This is a genomic window from Streptomyces melanosporofaciens (assembly GCF_900105695.1).
Lineage (GTDB): Bacteria > Actinomycetota > Actinomycetes > Streptomycetales > Streptomycetaceae > Streptomyces > Streptomyces antimycoticus.
Genome location: NZ_FNST01000002.1, coordinates 5,245,034 through 5,261,699 on the forward strand (window position 1 = coordinate 5,245,034; position 16,666 = coordinate 5,261,699).

General features: G+C 70.1%; 9 protein-coding genes. 8 read left to right on the top strand and 1 reads right to left on the bottom strand.

Annotated features, from left to right (window positions below):
- Positions 1-43 precede the first annotated feature (43 nt).
- A complete protein-coding gene (locus BLV72_RS25570) occupies positions 44-2,710 on the bottom strand; it encodes a SpoIIE family protein phosphatase (protein ID WP_244320955.1) in 2,667 nt (888 codons plus the stop codon).
- A 212-nt stretch (positions 2,711-2,922) separates the two neighbouring features.
- Here BLV72_RS25570 and BLV72_RS25575 point away from each other — a divergent pair, with 212 nt between their 5' ends.
- The 8 genes from BLV72_RS25575 to BLV72_RS25610 all read left to right on the top strand — a co-directional run bounded on the left by BLV72_RS25575 (position 2,923) and on the right by BLV72_RS25610 (position 16,649).
- Positions 2,923-8,478 (top strand): HAMP domain-containing protein, encoded by a 5,556-nt coding sequence (locus BLV72_RS25575; protein ID WP_093465108.1) that lies wholly within the window; start codon positions 2,923-2,925, stop codon positions 8,476-8,478.
- Between the two features lie 274 nt (positions 8,479-8,752).
- Entirely contained in the window at positions 8,753-9,430 is a 678-nt protein-coding gene (locus BLV72_RS25580) for a response regulator (RefSeq protein ID WP_020868040.1), read from the top strand.
- 176 nt (positions 9,431-9,606) lie between these two features.
- Positions 9,607-12,429: a DNA translocase FtsK gene (locus BLV72_RS25585; protein WP_093470535.1), complete on the top strand. Its 2,823-nt coding sequence runs from the start codon at positions 9,607-9,609 to the stop codon at positions 12,427-12,429.
- A 189-nt stretch (positions 12,430-12,618) separates the two neighbouring features.
- Positions 12,619-13,449 carry a helix-turn-helix domain-containing protein gene (locus BLV72_RS25590; protein WP_093465110.1) on the top strand — a complete coding sequence of 277 codons (831 nt, stop codon included), beginning with the start codon at positions 12,619-12,621 and terminating at the stop codon, positions 13,447-13,449.
- Between the two features lie 63 nt (positions 13,450-13,512).
- On the top strand, positions 13,513-15,009 hold the full coding sequence (gene rimO / locus BLV72_RS25595) for a 30S ribosomal protein S12 methylthiotransferase RimO (protein WP_093465112.1): 1,497 nt from the start codon (positions 13,513-13,515) through the stop codon (positions 15,007-15,009).
- On the top strand, positions 15,006-15,638 hold the full coding sequence (gene pgsA, locus BLV72_RS25600; RefSeq protein ID WP_093465114.1) for a CDP-diacylglycerol--glycerol-3-phosphate 3-phosphatidyltransferase: 633 nt from the start codon (positions 15,006-15,008) through the stop codon (positions 15,636-15,638). The genes rimO and pgsA overlap by 4 nt, the downstream gene beginning before the upstream one ends.
- Entirely contained in the window at positions 15,635-16,153 is a 519-nt protein-coding gene (locus tag BLV72_RS25605; protein ID WP_093465116.1) for a CinA family protein, read from the top strand. Before pgsA ends, BLV72_RS25605 begins: the two co-directional genes overlap by 4 nt.
- Before the next feature lie 109 nt (positions 16,154-16,262).
- Positions 16,263-16,649 (top strand): helix-turn-helix domain-containing protein, encoded by a 387-nt coding sequence (locus BLV72_RS25610; protein WP_014055327.1) that lies wholly within the window; start codon positions 16,263-16,265, stop codon positions 16,647-16,649.
- Positions 16,650-16,666 lie beyond the last annotated feature (17 nt).

Below are 16,666 nucleotides of genomic sequence, written 5' to 3' on the forward strand. Positions count from 1 at the left end.
GTCATGTTGCGGTATTGGGCCGGGGCGTCCCCGGCCGCCCGCCTCAGGAGTCGGCGGGCTCGGGGACGCGCATCGCCAGGATCGCCATGTCGTCCGACGGCGGCTCCGCCGCGAAGCGCTCGACGGCCCGCAGCACCCGGGCGGCCACCGCGCCCGCCGTAAGGCCGGTACAGGTCGTGAGGACGTCGATAAGGCCGTCGTCGCCGAGCATCCTGGTGCCCTCGCGCCGCTCCGTCACACCGTCGGTGACGCACAGCAGCACATCGCCCGGGTCGAGCGTCACCGTCTGCTCGTACAGCTCGAGATCCTCCATGACGCCCAGCAGCGGCTGGGGCTCGGCCGCCGCCTCCACGCTGCCGTCCTGGCGCAGCCGGAGCGGCAGGGGGTGCCCGGCGCAGACGACCTTGAGCACCGCGCTTCCGTCATGCTGCGGCCACAACTCCCCGTAGAGGAGGGTCAGGAAGCGGCTGCGGGCGCCCTCGTCGAGGATGGCCGCGTTGAGCCGCTCCAGGACCGCCGGGCCCCCGAAACCCTCGCGGGCGAGCAGCCGAAGGGCGTGCCGGGCCAGTCCGGTGACCGCGGCGGCCTCCGGACCGGTGCCGCAGACATCGCCGATGGCGAAGCCGTACGCCCCGTCGCGGATCGGGAAGAGGTCGTAGAAGTCGCCGCCGACCTCATTGCCCTCGCCCGCCGCGCGGTAGATGACCTCGACCTCGACGCCGGGGACCTCGGGCTGCTCGGGCGGCAGCAGACTGCGCTGAAGGGACTGGCTGATGGCGGTGCGCTCCGAGTAGAGCCGCGCGTTGTCCAGGGCGAGCGCGGCCCGGCGGGAGAGGTCCTCGGCGAGCTCCAGGTTCTCCTGGCGGAAGTGCTCGTCGGTGGGCTTGCCGAGGATGAGCATACCGATGACGCGGTTACGGGCCACCAGGGGCAGCACGACCGTCTCCCCGCCGACCGCCGAGGCGGTCGCGAGCGAGGCGCCGGGGCCGGAGGAGGGGCGGGCGGAGTCGCCGAGGCTGAGGCTGCGCAGCGAGGTGCGCAGGGCGGCGGCGTGGGCCGCGTCGTAGGGGCCGGACCAGCTGCGGGCCCCGCCGGTGGGGACCTGCTCCGGTGGGTCGATCTTCATCAGCAGGGCCTTGAGCCCGTCGATGCGGTCTTCGTCCTCGTGCAGGACGTACGACAGCTCGGGCTCGGACGCCTGGTCGGCGACCGTATAGACGGCGCACCAACTGGCCAGCGTGGGCACGGTCATCTGGGCCATCAGCGCCAGCGTCTGATCGCGGTCCAGGGTGCCGGCGAGGAGGTCGGACGCCTCGACGAGGAAGGACAGGGAGCCACGGCGCAGCCGCTCCAGCTCGGTGAGGCGGGCGCGCTCGACGGCGAGGGCGATGCGGTCGGCGGCGAACTGCAGCCGCAGGGCCTCTTCGTTGCTGTAGCGGGCGGGGGACTCGGCGGCGACGCCGAGCGAGCCGGTGAGCCGGCCCTCGACCTTGAGCGGGACGGTGACGACGGAGCGCATCCCCGTGTTCACCAGCAGTGGAACGGCGCCGGGCACCGCGGACAGATCCTCGTGGACGGCGGGCATGCGGGCCGAGCCGTAGCGCCCGGTGCCCGCTTCGACGGGGACGCGGGCGAAGCGCTGGCGGGCGGAGGGCAGCCCGGTGGAGGCGCGGACCTCCAACTCGGTCTCGTCATCGGTGGCGAGCAGCAGATAGGCGGCGTCGCCGTCGAGCATGTCGCGGGCCCGCTCGACGGTGCGCTGGAGCAGACCGTCGAGGTCGTCGGGGGCCGGGGAGCCGATGAAGACCTCGAAGGCGTCGGTGGCCTGGCCCCGGTCAGAGTTGTCGGCGGTGTCGACGTTCGCACCGCGCATCGGGCTCTGCAGCACGGCGCGCTCGCGTTCGCGCACCAGCAGACAGACGGTGGACGGCTCGCCCTCGGCGTCGCGGATGCGCAGATGGGAGGCGTAGACGGGGGCGACGCGGCCGTCGGCGCCGCGGATGCCGTAGGAGCCCTCCCAGCGCGAGAGCAGGAGCGCCTCGGCGACGCCGGTGCCGGTGCCCGGGGTGTGGGGCCACGCGGCGAGATCGGTCAGCGGCTTGCCGATGACCTGCTCCGGTGGGTAGCCGAACAGCTCCTGAGCGTCGTCGTTCCAGGCGCTGATCAGACCGCTGCTGTCGACCTGGACGACTCCGACCCGGACCCGGGCGTCGGCGATGGGCAGGGCGCTGGAGGGCAGGGCGGGTCCGGCCGCTCGGGTTCCGGCCGGACGGTCGGGGAAATCGAGCTGGAACCAGACCTGCTTGTGGGTCGCGGTGTACTCGACGCCCCAGCGGCCGGCGAGGGCCGCGCACAGCAGCAGGCCGCGGCCGCCCTCGCGGTCGGGGTTTCCGAAGTGGTGGCCGCCGTTGCTCTGCAGCGGGACCTCGCGCTCGGGGTAGCGGTCGGCGACCTCGACGCGCACGCCGGTGTCGGCGCGGATGCAGATCACATCGGCGGTGGTACCGGCGTGCACCACCGCGTTGGTGACAAGTTCGCTGGTCAGGACGACGGCGTCGTCCACGATGTCGGTGAGGCCCCACCCCTGGAGGGTGTCCCGGACAAAAGTGCGGGCGGCGGCGACCGAGCGTCCCACCGGCTCGAAGGTGGCGGCTGCCCGCGCGGTGATCACAGGTCTCCTCATATGTGTCTCGGCGAACTGCTCACCCATGTCGCAGCGCCCCTCCGATGCCCTGGCCGGTTGCCAGGTTACTTACCACCGGCGCCCGCGCGAATGCCGGTCGGCCTCGATTCCCCCCAGAGTGGGCGTTCGAGGGTGTGGGATGCTGCCGAACTGTTATGGCCTGGTTGGGGCATGGTGAAACACTGGGGAAGCTGGAAGAAGAACCCGACGAGGATGGTCAACCCTGCGGGAGGGACACGGTGGAGTCTGGCGCAGCGGCGCGGGGCACGAATACGCGCGCGAAAGGCGGACGGTCCCGGAGCAATGGGACGACTGAAGTGGATACGGCGGCCCTGAACCGGCTGCTGACCGCGATGACAGCCATGCGGGACGGAAACTTCCGCAAGCGGCTCACGGTCTCGGGCGAGGGCGTGATGGCCGAGATCGCCGCGGTCTTCAACGAGGTCGCGGATCGCAATCTGCAGCTCACCGGTGAGCTGACCCGGGTGCGGCGGGTGGTCGGCCGGGAGGGCAAGCTGACCGAGCGGCTGGAGACCGGCGCCTGTGAGGGCCAGTGGGCCGCGGCCATTGACGCGTCCAATGCCCTGGTGGACGATCTTGTGCGGCCGGTGTCCGAGGTGGGCCGGGTGCTGTCGGCGGTCGCCGAGGGCGATCTCGAGCAGCGCATGGACCTGCGGGCACAGGGCGCCGATGGATCGGCGCATCCCCTGCGGGGTGAGTTCCTGAAGGTGGGGCGCACGGTCAACGGCCTGGTGGACCAGCTCTCCGCGTTCACCGACGAGGTGACGCGGGTCGCGAGTGAGGTCGGCACCGAGGGCAAGCTGGGTGGCCAGGCCCGAGTACGTGGAATGTCGGGTTCGTGGAAGGACCTCACGGAGTCCGTCAATACGATGGCCTCCCGTCTCACCGCCCAGGTGCGTGATATCGCTCTCGTGACGACGGCGGTGGCGAAGGGTGATCTGTCCCGGAAGGTCACGGTTCATGTGTCCGGGGAGATGCTCGAGCTGAAGGAAACCGTCAACACGATGGTGGACCAGCTCTCCTCGTTCGCCTCCGAGGTGACCCGGGTGGCCCGTGAGGTGGGCACCGAGGGCGAGCTGGGCGGTCAGGCCAAGGTTCCGGGCGTCGCGGGCGTCTGGAAGGACCTGACCGACTCCGTCAATCTCATGGCGGGGAACCTGACCGCGCAGGTGCGCGGGATCGCGCAGGTCACCACGGCGGTCGCCAACGGCGATCTGTCGCAGAAGGTGACGGTGAGCGCACGCGGCGAGGTCGCGCAGCTGGCCGACACGATCAACACCATGACCGAGACGCTGCGCACCTTCGCGGACGAGGTCACGCGGGTGGCCAGCGAGGTCGGCGCCGAGGGGCTGCTGGGCGGTCAGGCGCAGGTGCCGGGTGCGGCGGGAACGTGGAAGGATCTCACCGATTCGGTGAACACCGCGTTCCGGAACCTCACCGCGCAGGTGCGGGACATCGCCCAGGTGACGACGGCGGTGGCGAACGGCGATCTGTCGCAGAAGGTCACCGTGGATGTGGCCGGCGAGATGCTGGAGCTGAAGAACACCACCAACACGATGGTCGACCAGCTGCAGTCCTTCGGCGCCGAGGTGACAAGGGTCGCCCGGGAGATCGGCGTCGAGGGCGAGCTGGGCGGTCAGGCGCAGGTGCCCGGTGCGGCGGGAACGTGGAAGGACCTCACCGATTCGGTGAACACCGCGTTCCGGAACCTCACCGGACAGGTGCGCAACATCGCCCAGGTGACGACGGCGGTGGCGAACGGCGATCTGTCGCAGAAGGTCACCGTCGATGTCTCCGGTGAGATGCTCAAGCTGAAGAACACCGTGAACACGATGGTGGATCAGCTCTCCTCGTTCGCCGACCAGGTCACCAGGATGGCGCGGGACGTGGGCACCGAGGGCCGGCTCGGCGGTCAGGCCCGGGTGGACGGGGTCAGCGGCGTCTGGAAGGACCTGACCGACTCCGTCAACTCCATGGCCGGGAACCTGACGGCGCAGGTGCGCGGTATCGCCCAGGTGACGACGGCGGTCGCGCGCGGCGATCTGTCGCAGAAGATCGAGGTGGACGCGCGCGGCGAGATCCTGGAGCTGAAGAACACCATCAACACGATGGTCGACCAACTCTCCGCCTTCGCCGAGCAGGTGACCCGCGTCGCCCGTGAGGTGGGTACGGACGGCCGGCTGGGCGGTCAGGCGCAGGTGCCCGGTGTGGCGGGCGTATGGCGCGATCTGACCGACTCGGTGAACGGTATGGCGGGCAATCTGACCGCCCAGGTGCGCAATATCGCGCAGGTCGCCACGGCGGTCGCGCGCGGTGACCTCTCCCAGAAGATCGACGTCGATGCGCGCGGCGAGATCCTGGAGCTGAAGAACACCCTGAACACGATGGTCGACCAGCTGTCGTCCTTCGCGGAGGAGGTCACCAGGGTCGCCCGTGAGGTGGGCACCGAGGGCCAGTTGGGCGGCCAGGCCGAGGTGCAGGGCGTCTCCGGGACGTGGAAGGACCTCACCCAGTCCGTCAACAGCATGGCCAACAACCTGACGTCCCAGGTGCGTTCGATCGCGGAGGTGACGACGGCGGTCGCCAAGGGCGATCTGTCGAAGAAGATCACCGTCGATGCCAAGGGCGAGATCCTGGAGCTGGTCACCACCGTGAACACGATGGTGGACCAGCTGTCGTCGTTCGCCGAGCAGGTGACCCGGGTGGCCCGTGAGGTGGGCACCGAGGGGCAGTTGGGCGGTCAGGCGCGGGTTCCGGGCGTGACCGGTATCTGGAAGGACCTGAGCAACAACGTCAACCTGATGGCCAACAACCTGACCATCCAGGTGCGGAACATCTCGCAGGTCTCGGCCGCGGTCGCCAACGGTGATCTGACGAAGAAGGTGACGGTCGAGGCGCGCGGCGAGGTCGCGGCGCTGGCCGACACCGTCAACACGATGGTGACGACGCTGTCCTCGTTCGCCGACGAGGTCACCCGCGTGGCCCGCGAGGTGGGCACGGACGGCATCCTGGGCGGCCAGGCGCGGGTGCCCGGCGTCTCGGGGACGTGGAAGGACCTCACCGAGTCCGTGAACTCGATGGCGTCCAACCTGACCGGACAGGTCCGCAACATCGCGATGGTCACCACGGCCATCGCCCAGGGTGATCTGACCAAGAAGATCGACATCGAGGCGCGCGGCGAGATCCTCGAGCTGAAGACGACCATCAACACGATGGTGGACCAGCTCTCGTCGTTCGCCGACCAGGTGACCCGGGTGGCCCGCGAGGTGGGCACCGAGGGTCAGCTGGGCGGCCAGGCGCGGGTGCGGGACGTGGCCGGCACCTGGAAGGACCTGACCGAGTCGGTGAACGAGATGGCCGGCAACCTGACCCGTCAGGTGCGCGCCATCGCCGAGGTCGCCACGGCGGTGACCCGCGGCGATCTCAACCTCAAGATCGATGTGGACGCCTCGGGCGAGATCCAGGTCCTCCAGGACCACATCAACACCATGATCGCCAACCTGCGCGAGACGACGCTCGCCAACAAGGAGCAGGACTGGCTCAAGGGCAACCTCGCCCGGATCTCCGGTCTGATGCAGGGACGGCGCGACCTGGAGGACGTCGCCCGGCTGATCATGAGCGAGCTGACCCCGGTGGTCTCCGCCCAGCACGGCGCTTTCTTCCTGGCCGTACCGCCGGGCGAGGGCACCGAGGTGGTCGCGGACAGCACCTCGGACAACGGCTACGAACTGCTGCTGGTCGGCTCCTACGGCTACACCCTCGGCTCGATGCCCACGCGCTTCAAGGCCGGGGAGACGCTGATCGGCACGGTCGCCGAGGAGAAGCGCCCGATCCTGGTGGAGAACGTGCCACCGGGCTATCTCAAGATCGCCTCGGGGCTCGGCGAGGCGGCTCCGGCCCATGTGATCGTATTGCCGGTGCTCTTCGAGGGGCAGCTGCTGGGCGTGATCGAGCTGGCCTCGTTCCAGCCCTTCGCCCAGATCCAGAAGGACTTCCTCAACCAGATCGCCGAGATGATCGGCACCAGCGTCAACACCATCAGCGTCAACACCAAGACCGAGGTGCTGCTGAAGCAGTCGCAGGAGCTGACCGAGCAGCTGCGCGAGCGGTCCGCCGAGCTGGAGAACCGGCAGAAGGCGCTCCAGGCGTCCAACGCGGAGCTGGAGGAGAAGTCCGAGCGGCTGGCCCGCCAGAACCGCGACATCGAGGTCAAGAACACCGAGATCGAGGAAGCCCGGCAGGTGCTCGAGGAGCGCGCCGAGCAGCTCGCCGTCTCGATGCGCTACAAGAGCGAGTTCCTGGCGAACATGTCGCATGAGCTGCGCACACCGCTCAACTCGCTGCTGATCCTGGCCAAGCTGCTCGCCGACAACGCCGACGGCAATCTCTCGCCGAAGCAGGTGGAGTTCGCCGAGACCATCCACGGCGCGGGCTCGGACCTGCTGCAGCTGATCAACGACATCCTGGACCTGTCGAAGGTCGAGGCGGGCAAGATGGACGTCAGCCCGACCCGTATCGCCCTGGTCCAGCTCGTCGACTATGTGGAGGCCACTTTCCGGCCGCTGACCGCGGAAAAGGGCCTGGACTTCTCCGTAAGGGTGTCGCCGGAGCTTCCGGCGACGCTGCACACCGACGAGCAGCGGCTGCTGCAGGTGCTGCGCAACCTGCTGTCCAACGCGGTGAAGTTCACCGACAGCGGCGCCGTGGAGCTGGTCATCCGGCCGGCGGGCGCGGATGTGCCGCACGCCATCCGGGAGCAGCTGCTGGAGCACGGCGCCCTGCGCGACGCGGACGCCGACATGATCGCCTTCTCGGTCACCGACACCGGTATCGGCATCGCGGCCAGCAAGATGCGGGTGATCTTCGAGGCGTTCAAGCAGGCCGACGGCACCACCAGCCGGAAGTACGGCGGCACCGGACTCGGCCTGTCCATCAGCCGGGAGATCGCCCGGCTGCTCGGCGGCGAGATCCACGCGGCCAGCGAACCGGGCCGCGGCTCGACCTTCACGCTCTATCTGCCGCTGCACCCCAGCGAGCTGCCGCCCCAGGGCTATCCGCAGCTCGCCCCGAGCAGTTCGGGGCCGGGCCCGCTGGCACTCGCGGCGCTCCCCAGCGGCGCGGAGGAGACCGCGGAGAACGGGGCCGGGGCGGAGCAGGAGGGCGCACAGGACGCCTCCGGCGCTTCCTCGGCGGCGCGCGGCCGTGGCGGCTCCGGGCTGTTCCGGCGGCGTCAGCGGGCCGAGCAGGAGGCCTCGCGGGCCGACGGGGAGCAGGCACCGCCGCAGGCGGAGCTGAGCGCCCGGTCGTCCGGCCGCCGCGCCGGGCGGCAGTCGCAGGCCCCCGAGCCGTGGCTGCTGGGCGGCCAGGACCTGGTGGCCCCGGAGCCGGTGGGCGGCTTCCACGGCGAGAAGGTGCTGATCGTCGACGACGACATCCGTAATGTCTTCGCGCTGACCAGTGTGCTGGAGCAGCACGGGCTGCAGGTCCTGTACGCGGAGAACGGCCGGGAGGGCATCGAGGTCCTGGAGCAGCACGACGATGTCGTGCTCGTCCTGATGGACATCATGATGCCGGAGATGGACGGCTACGCCACGACGGCCGCGATCCGCAGGATGCCCCAGTTCGCCGGGCTGCCGATCATCGCCCTCACCGCGAAGGCGATGAAGGGCGACCGGGAGAAGAGCATCGAAGCGGGCGCGTCGGACTACGTCACCAAGCCGGTCGACACCGATCATCTCCTTACCGTGATGGAGCACTGGATGTCGACTGAGTGACCCGCGGCACGCTCGGGCCGGCCGTGGTGTTGACTGAGTGTCGCCGAACACGTGTGGGAACGCGGTATTCGGGGAACCTTCTGGTCTCCCACCGCGTTTCTGCTACGTGCACAGTGACATCGCGGTGACAGGGTGTGGCGAACAGCGGGGTGCGGCTACCATGACCGGCACAAGGACGGGCGGCGCAAGGGAGTCGTCCCCTGGGGCGGCGCCCGGTGCTTCCCTCAGCTCTTCGAGCTGGGGAGACCCCAAGCCGGGACGAGGAGGACGGGGCATGGTGCAGAAGGCCAAGATCCTCCTGGTCGATGACCGGCCGGAGAATCTGCTGGCGCTGGAGGCCATTCTCTCCGCGCTCGATCAGACCCTGGTGCGGGCATCGTCAGGGGAGGAAGCGCTCAAGGCGCTGCTGACGGACGACTTCGCGGTGATTCTGCTGGACGTCCAGATGCCGGGCATGGACGGATTCGAGACCGCGGCGCACATCAAGCGCCGGGAGCGGACCCGGGACATCCCGATCATTTTCCTCACGGCGATCAACCACGGCCCCCACCACACCTTCCGGGGCTATGCGGCCGGCGCGGTGGACTACATCTCCAAGCCCTTCGATCCCTGGGTGCTCAGAGCCAAGGTCTCGGTCTTCGTGGATCTGTACATGAAGAACTGCCAGCTGCGGGAGCAGGCGTCGCTGCTGCGGCTGCAGTTGGAGGGCGGTCAGCCCGCCGCCGGTGAGGCCAAGGAGTCGGCGGGGCTGCTCGCCGAGCTGTCCGCGCGGCTCGCCGCCGTCGAGGAGCAGGCCGAGGCGCTCTCCAAGCAGCTGGACGAGTCGGCCGATGCCGCCGCCGTGGCCACCGCGGCTCATCTGGAGCGCAAGCTGACCGGACTGCGGCGGGCGCTGGACGCGCTGGAGCCGGGTGCGGGCAGCGGGGCCGGCCAGGTCCCCTCGCAGAACTGAGCGGTCACCCCACCGTCACCGTCGGTCGGTCATAGCCGATCGGTCACCCGCACTTTGACGCGCCGTCACGGCCGCCTCACCGTCTCGACGGTGCAGCGGCACCGGTGTGACGTCCGTGGCGCCTGATACCCCCGCCATGCGTGCTCCGTACGGCGGACGCGGGTAATCTCGCCTCCATGGCCTCTCGTACGTCCGGCAAGGGTTCCCAGAGCACGGCGGGCACCTCGAAGAAGCGCGCCGGGCAGTCCGGAGGCGCTGCGAAGAAGGCGGCCGCCAAGAAGGCGCCCGCGAAGAAGGCACCCGCCAAGAAGGCCGCCGCGCCCGCGAGGAAGGCCGCGGCGAAGAAGGTGGCGCCGCCTCCCGCACCGAATCCCACCAGCGGCGTGTACCGCGCCGTGCGCGCCGTGTGGATGGGCACGGCGCGCGCCGTCGCGGCGATGTTCCGCGGCATAGGACGCGGCGCCAAGGGACTCGACCCCGCCCACCGTAAGGACGGCAGCGCCCTGCTGCTGCTCGCCCTCGCCCTGATCGTCGCGGCGGGCACCTGGTCCAATCTGGACGGGCCGGTCGGCAGTCTGGTCGAGATGCTGGTCACCGGTGCCTTCGGCCGTCTCGACCTGGTGGTGCCGATACTGCTGGGCACCATCGCCGCCCGGCTGATCCTCCACCCGGAGCGGCCGGAGGCCAACGGGCGGATCGTCATCGGGCTCTCGGCGCTCGTCATCGGCGTCCTGGGGCAGGTCCACATCGCCTGCGGCGCCCCGGGGCGCGGCCAGGGCACCGAGGCGATACAGGACGCGGGCGGCCTGATCGGCTGGGCCGTGTCCCGGCCGCTGATCTACCTGATGGGCGACGTGCTGGCCGTACCGCTGCTGGTGCTGCTCACCGTCTTCGGGCTGCTGGTGGTCACCGCGACGCCGGTCGCCGCCATTCCGCAGCGGCTGCGGCAGCTCGGCGTCCGGCTCGGCCTGGTGCGGGACGACGAGGACGCGTACGCGTCGGAGGCCGGGTACGACGCGGGGGAGTACGCCGGCGAATGGCGCGAGAGGCCCGCCAGAGGCGCTCGCAGGACCTCGCTCGCCAAAGGGGACCCGGACGGTGCCGGAGGCCCGGAGCGGGCCGAGGAGGAGGCGCTGCGCAAGCGCCGGCGCCCGCGCCGCTCGTCGTCCGCGGGGCAGCCGCTGGACCGGCCCATGGACGCCGTGGACGTGGCGGCCGCGGCCGCCGCCTCGCTGGACGGGGCCGTGCTGCACGGTGTGCAGCCCTCGCCGCTCGTCGCCGGGCTCAGCAGCGGGATTTCGGGCGAGCGTGAGGACGGGGCCGCGAGCGGCGGGGTGCCGGTCGCGCGCGACGCCGACAAGAACTCCGGGAAGGGCGGCGCCAGGGGCAAGGCCGCGGGCGGGAAGGGCCGTACGGACGGAGCCGGCGAGGCGGACCCGGCCCAGGTCCCCGACCTCACCCGGCCCGTCACCGAGACGAGCGAGCCGCTGCCGCCGCGCGCCGAGCAGCTGCAGCTCTCCGGCGACATCACCTACTCCCTGCCCTCGCTCGAGCTGCTGGAGCGCGGCGGTCCCGGCAAGACCCGCAGCGCGGCCAACGACGCGGTCGTGGACTCGCTGACGAAGGTGTTCACGGAGTTCAAGGTGGACGCCGCCGTCACCGGCTTCACCCGCGGCCCGACGGTCACCCGCTACGTGGTGGAACTGGGTCCGGCCGTCAAGGTCGAGCGGATCACCGCGCTGACCAAGAACATCGCCTACGCGGTCGCCAGCCCCGATGTGCGGATCATCAGCCCGATCCCCGGCAAGTCGGCCGTCGGCATCGAAATCCCCAACAGCGACCGCGAGATGGTCAACCTGGGCGATGTGCTGCGCTCGGCGGACTCCGTCGGCGACGACCATCCGATGCTCGTCGGGCTGGGCAAGGACGTCGAGGGCGGCTATGTGGCGGCCAATCTGGCCACCATGCCGCATGTGCTGGTGGCGGGCGCGACCGGTTCCGGCAAGTCGTCCTGCATCAACTGCCTGATCACGTCGGTCATGGCCCGGGCCACCCCGGACGATGTGCGGATGGTGCTGGTCGACCCCAAGCGCGTGGAGCTGACCGCCTACGAGGGCATTCCGCATCTGATCACACCGATCATCACCAACCCCAAACGCGCCGCCGAGGCGCTCCAGTGGGTCGTGCGCGAGATGGATCTTCGCTATGACGACCTCGCGGCGTACGGCTTCCGCCATATCGACGACTTCAACGCGGCGGTCCGCAAGGGGAAGGTGAAGGAGCCCGAGGGGAGCGAGCGGGAGCTCAAGCCCTATCCGTATCTGCTGGTGATCGTCGACGAGCTGGCCGATTTGATGATGGTCGCACCGCGGGATGTCGAGGACTCGATCGTGCGGATCACACAGCTGGCGCGCGCGGCCGGTATCCACCTGGTGCTGGCCACCCAGCGGCCCTCCGTGGACGTCGTCACCGGTCTGATCAAGGCCAATGTGCCCTCACGGCTCGCCTTCGCCACCTCCTCGCTGGCCGACAGCCGCGTCATCCTGGACCAGCCCGGCGCCGAGAAGCTGATCGGCAAGGGCGACGGCCTCTTTCTGCCGATGGGCGCGAACAAACCCACCCGGATGCAGGGCGCCTATGTCACCGAGGCCGAGGTCGAGGCGGTCGTCGCGCACTGCAAGGCGCAGATGGCACCGGTCTTCCGCGAGGACGTGACGGTCGGCTCGTCGAAGAAGAAGGAGATCGACGAGGAGATCGGCGATGATCTCGATCTGCTCTGCCAGGCCGCTGAGCTGGTGGTTTCCACTCAGTTCGGCTCGACCTCGATGCTGCAGCGCAAGCTGCGGGTGGGTTTCGCCAAGGCGGGGCGGCTGATGGATCTCATGGAGTCGCGGGGCGTGGTCGGCCCGAGCGAGGGATCCAAGGCGCGCGATGTGCTCGTCAAGCCGGATGAATTGGATGGCGTGCTCGACGTGATCCGCGGTAAGGCTCACTCATAAGGGTTTGGCGGGCAACCGTTTCCCCTACCGAAACGTCAAGTTGAGGGAGGTGGCGGAGTGAGACCCCAGAATCGTGATCGAACGGCAATCCCGATGGCGGACAAACTCCGTCCTCCCGCTTGCCCGACCCTTTCGCCCCACCCCTAGACTGAACCCCCAGCAGGTGGCTCACGCTCGAAAGGCGCCCCCGTGTCCATCGGCAACCTTCCCGAAGACGGCAACTCCCCCGAAGACGACCGGGTTTCCATCGGTCGCGCCCTCCAGCAGGCCCGTATCTCCGCGGGGCTGACCGTCGAAGAGGTCAGTTCCTCCACCCGGGTGCGCACCCCCATCGTGCGGGGCATCGAGCAGGACGATTTCTCGCGCTGTGGCGGCGATGTCTACGCCCGCGGACACATCCGTGTGCTCGCGCGCGCCGTGGGCTGCGATCCGGAGTCCCTGATCGCACAGTTCGACGCCGAACACGGCGGCCGGCCCGCGCCGACCGCGCCGGCGCCGCTGTTCGAGGCCGAGCGGATCCGCCCCGAGCCCCGGCGCCCCAACTGGACGGCCGCGATGGTCGCGGCGATCGTCGCCGTCGTCGGATTCGTGGGCTTCACTCTTTTCAGGGGCGGCAACGGCGACGGCTCGACGGTCGCCGACGACACCGCCTCGCCCAAGCCCAGCGCCTCCGCGCCCACCAACAGCGCCGCGCCCTCCAGGCCCGCCACCCCGAACAAGCCCAACCCGTCCGACAGCGCCATCGCGGGCGTCCCGGCGGACAAGGTCACCGTCAAGCTGACCGCCGACGGCGGCCAGAGCTGGATTTCCGCCCAGGATCACAACGGCCGGCTGATCGAGGAGGGCGTGCTGCGCGAGGGCGACTCCAAGACCTTCAGCGACAGCAGGCGCATCGACCTGGTGCTGGGCAACGCCGGGGCGATCAAGCTGTTCGTGAACGGCAAGGAAGTGAAGAACGTGGGCACCAGCGGGGCCGTCCAGCGGCTGAGCTACACCAAGGGAGACCCCGAAGCGGGCTGAGCCACAGCAAGATCGGGAGCCCTGCCAGCGGGGGCTGTCGTGGGGACGAAGTAGTCTGACCCCATGCCCGAACGCCGCACTGTCGCCCTTGTCACGCTTGGCTGCGCCCGTAACGAGGTGGACTCGGAGGAGCTCGCAGGCCGCTTGGCGGCGGACGGCTGGGAGCTCGTCGAGGAAGCCACCGAGGCGGACGTCGCCGTCGTCAACACCTGTGGCTTCGTGGAGGCCGCCAAGAAGGACTCGGTCGACGCCCTGCTGGAGGCGAACGACCTGAAGGACCACGGCCGCACCCAGGCCGTGGTCGCCGTCGGCTGCATGGCCGAGCGGTACGGCAAGGAGCTCGCGGAGGCGCTGCCCGAGGCCGACGGGGTGCTCGGCTTCGACGACTATGCCGACATCTCCGACCGGCTGCGAACCATCCTCGCCGGCGGCGTCCACGCCTCCCACACCCCTCGCGACCGCCGCAAGCTGCTGCCGATCAGCCCCGCCGAGCGGCAGGACGCCGCCTCGGTGGCGCTGCCCGGCCACGCCCAGGACACCGCGCCCGAGGACCTGCCCGAGGGGGTGGCCCCGGCCTCCGGGCCGCGGGCCCCGCTGCGCCGCAGACTGGACAGCAGCCCGGTCGCCTCGGTGAAGCTGGCCTCCGGCTGCGACCGGCGCTGCTCGTTCTGCGCCATCCCGTCCTTCCGCGGCTCCTTCATCTCGCGCCGCCCCTCCGATGTGCTGGGCGAGACCCGCTGGCTGGCCGAGCAGGGGGTGAAGGAGATCATGCTGGTCTCCGAGAACAACACCTCGTACGGCAAGGACCTCGGGGACATCCGGCTGCTGGAGACGCTGCTGCCGGAGCTGGCCGAGGTGGACGGCATCGAGCGGATCCGGGTCAGCTATCTGCAGCCCGCCGAGATGCGCCCCGGGCTGATCGACGTGCTCACCTCGACCGAGAAGGTCGCGCCGTACTTCGATCTGTCCTTCCAGCACTCGGCGCCCGGGGTGCTGCGCGCCATGCGCCGCTTCGGCGACACCGACCGGTTCCTGGAACTGCTCGAGACGATCAGAGGCAAGGCGCCCCAGGCCGGTGCCCGGTCGAACTTCATCGTCGGCTTCCCCGGCGAGACCGAGGACGACCTGGCGGAGCTGGAGCGCTTCCTCAGCGAGGCGCGGCTGGACGCCATCGGCGTCTTCGGGTACTCGGACGAGGACGGCACCGAGGCCGCCGGTTACGAGAACAAGGTCGACCCCGAGGTGGTCGCCGAGCGCCTGGAGCGCGTCTCGCGGCTCGCGGAGGAGCTGACCACCCAGCGGGCGGAGGAGCGGCTCGGCGAGGTCGTCGAGGTGCTGGTGGAGGAGATCGACGACACCGGGGCAGTCCTGGGCCGTGGCGCCCACCAGGCGCCGGAGACCGACGGCCAGACGCTGCTCAGCACCGACGGGGAGCCGGAGGTGGGCCGTATGGTCGAAGCGAAGGTGATCGCGACGGAGGGAGTGGACCTCGTCGCGGAGCCGCTTGAGCCGCTGGAGCGGCAGGGTGGCGGCGAGCCCACCGGGAAGGCGGACAGATGACGGGTGTCCCGGCCTCCGCCGCGGGAGGTCACCGCCGTCCGGCGGCCGCTGTCGGGCCTGCCGGTTTGTGGAACATCGCCAATATCCTCACCATGGTGCGGCTGCTCCTGGTGCCCGGGTTTGTGTTGTTGATGCTGCACAATGGCGGGTACGACCCGGCGTGGCGCTCCGTCGCGTGGGCGGCGTTCGCCATCGCGATGATCACCGATCTCTTCGACGGTCATCTGGCCCGCCGGTACAACCTGGTCACCGACTTCGGGAAGATCGCCGATCCGATCGCGGACAAGGCGATCATGGGCGCGGCGCTGATCTGTCTGTCGGCCCTCTCCGACCTCCCCTGGTGGGTGACGGGGGTGATCCTCTTCCGTGAGATCGGAATCACACTCATGCGGTTCTGGGTGATCCGGATCGGGGTCATTCCGGCCAGCCGGGGCGGAAAGCTGAAGACGCTCGCGCAGGGCACCGCCGTCGGTATGTACATCCTGGCGCTCACCGGGCCGCTGGCCACGCTGCGGTTCTGGGTGATGGCCGTGGCCGTGATCCTTACCGTGGTCACCGGCCTCGACTACGTCCGGCAGGCGATCGTGCTGCGCCGGGCGGGCCGTGCGACGGAGGAGGCCACGAGGTGAGCGGCGACGGGACGGCGGCCGAGGTGCTGGCGCTGCTGGAGCGGCGCGGGCAGACCCTGGCCGTCGCCGAATCGCTCACCGGCGGTCTGGTGGCGGCCGAGCTGACCGCGGTGGACGGCGCTTCCCGTTCCTTCCGTGGCTCGGTGACGGCGTACGCCACCGAGCTCAAGCACGAGCTGCTGGGCGTGGACGGGGCGCTGCTGGCCGAGCGCGGCGCGGTCGACGCCGAGGTGGCCCGGCAGATGGCCCGCGGCGTACGGCGTGCGCTGGGCGCGGACTGGGGCGTGGCCACCACCGGTGTGGCCGGTCCCACACCGCAGGACGGCCAGCCCGTGGGCACCGTTCATGTGGCGGTCGCGGGGCCCTCGGAGGCGGTGGCCGCGGCAGCGCTGCGGCTCGAAGGAGACCGTGCCGGAATTCGCGGACAGACCGTCCGCGCCGCAGTCAAGCTGCTGTTCAGCGAATTGATCGCGACAGCAGGGGCAAAGGATACGGAACAACACGACGAGTTTTGATGTTTGCAGCCCTGAGTGAACACGACATCGCTCCCCGCACGGGCGCAGCCCGAGGCGGTACGGTGGGGCGTGAAGGATCCGGATCCGAGGTCCGAGGAGGGAGCCAGCGATGATTCTGCTCCGTCGCCTGCTGGGTGACGTGCTGCGCCGGCAGCGCCAGCGCCAGGGCCGTACTCTGCGCGAGGTTTCCTCCTCCGCCCGGGTGTCGCTCGGCTATCTGTCAGAGGTCGAGCGCGGCCAGAAGGAAGCCTCATCCGAGCTGCTGTCGGCGATCTGCGACGCCCTTGAGGTGCGGATGTCGCAGGTCATGCGCGAGGTCAGCGACGAGCTGTCGCTCGCCGAGCTGGCCGAGTCGGCCGCGTCGACCACCGAGAAGGTCCCGGCGCCCATGCGGCCCGTGCTCAATCCCGTCTCTGTGACGTCCGTGACGGGCGTTCCGGAGGAGCGGGTGACCATCAAGTCGCCCAAGGAAGCCGTGGACGTGGTGGCGGCCTGAGGGCCTGACCAGAGCTC

What these genes read in the sequence shown, in the direction of transcription:
- BLV72_RS25610 (WP_014055327.1), top strand. Translation starts at nt 16,263, where the DNA reads ATGATTCTGCTCCGTCGCCTGCTGGGTGACGTGCTGCGCCGGCAGCGC.
- rimO (WP_093465112.1), top strand. Translation starts at nt 13,513, where the DNA reads ATGCCCGAACGCCGCACTGTCGCCCTTGTCACGCTTGGCTGCGCCCGT.
- pgsA (WP_093465114.1), top strand. Translation starts at nt 15,006, where the DNA reads ATGACGGGTGTCCCGGCCTCCGCCGCGGGAGGTCACCGCCGTCCGGCG.
- BLV72_RS25580 (WP_020868040.1), top strand. Translation starts at nt 8,753, where the DNA reads ATGGTGCAGAAGGCCAAGATCCTCCTGGTCGATGACCGGCCGGAGAAT.
- BLV72_RS25570 (WP_244320955.1), bottom strand. Translation starts at nt 2,710, where the DNA reads ATGGGTGAGCAGTTCGCCGAGACACATATGAGGAGACCTGTGATCACC.
- BLV72_RS25585 (WP_093470535.1), top strand. Translation starts at nt 9,607, where the DNA reads ATGGCCTCTCGTACGTCCGGCAAGGGTTCCCAGAGCACGGCGGGCACC.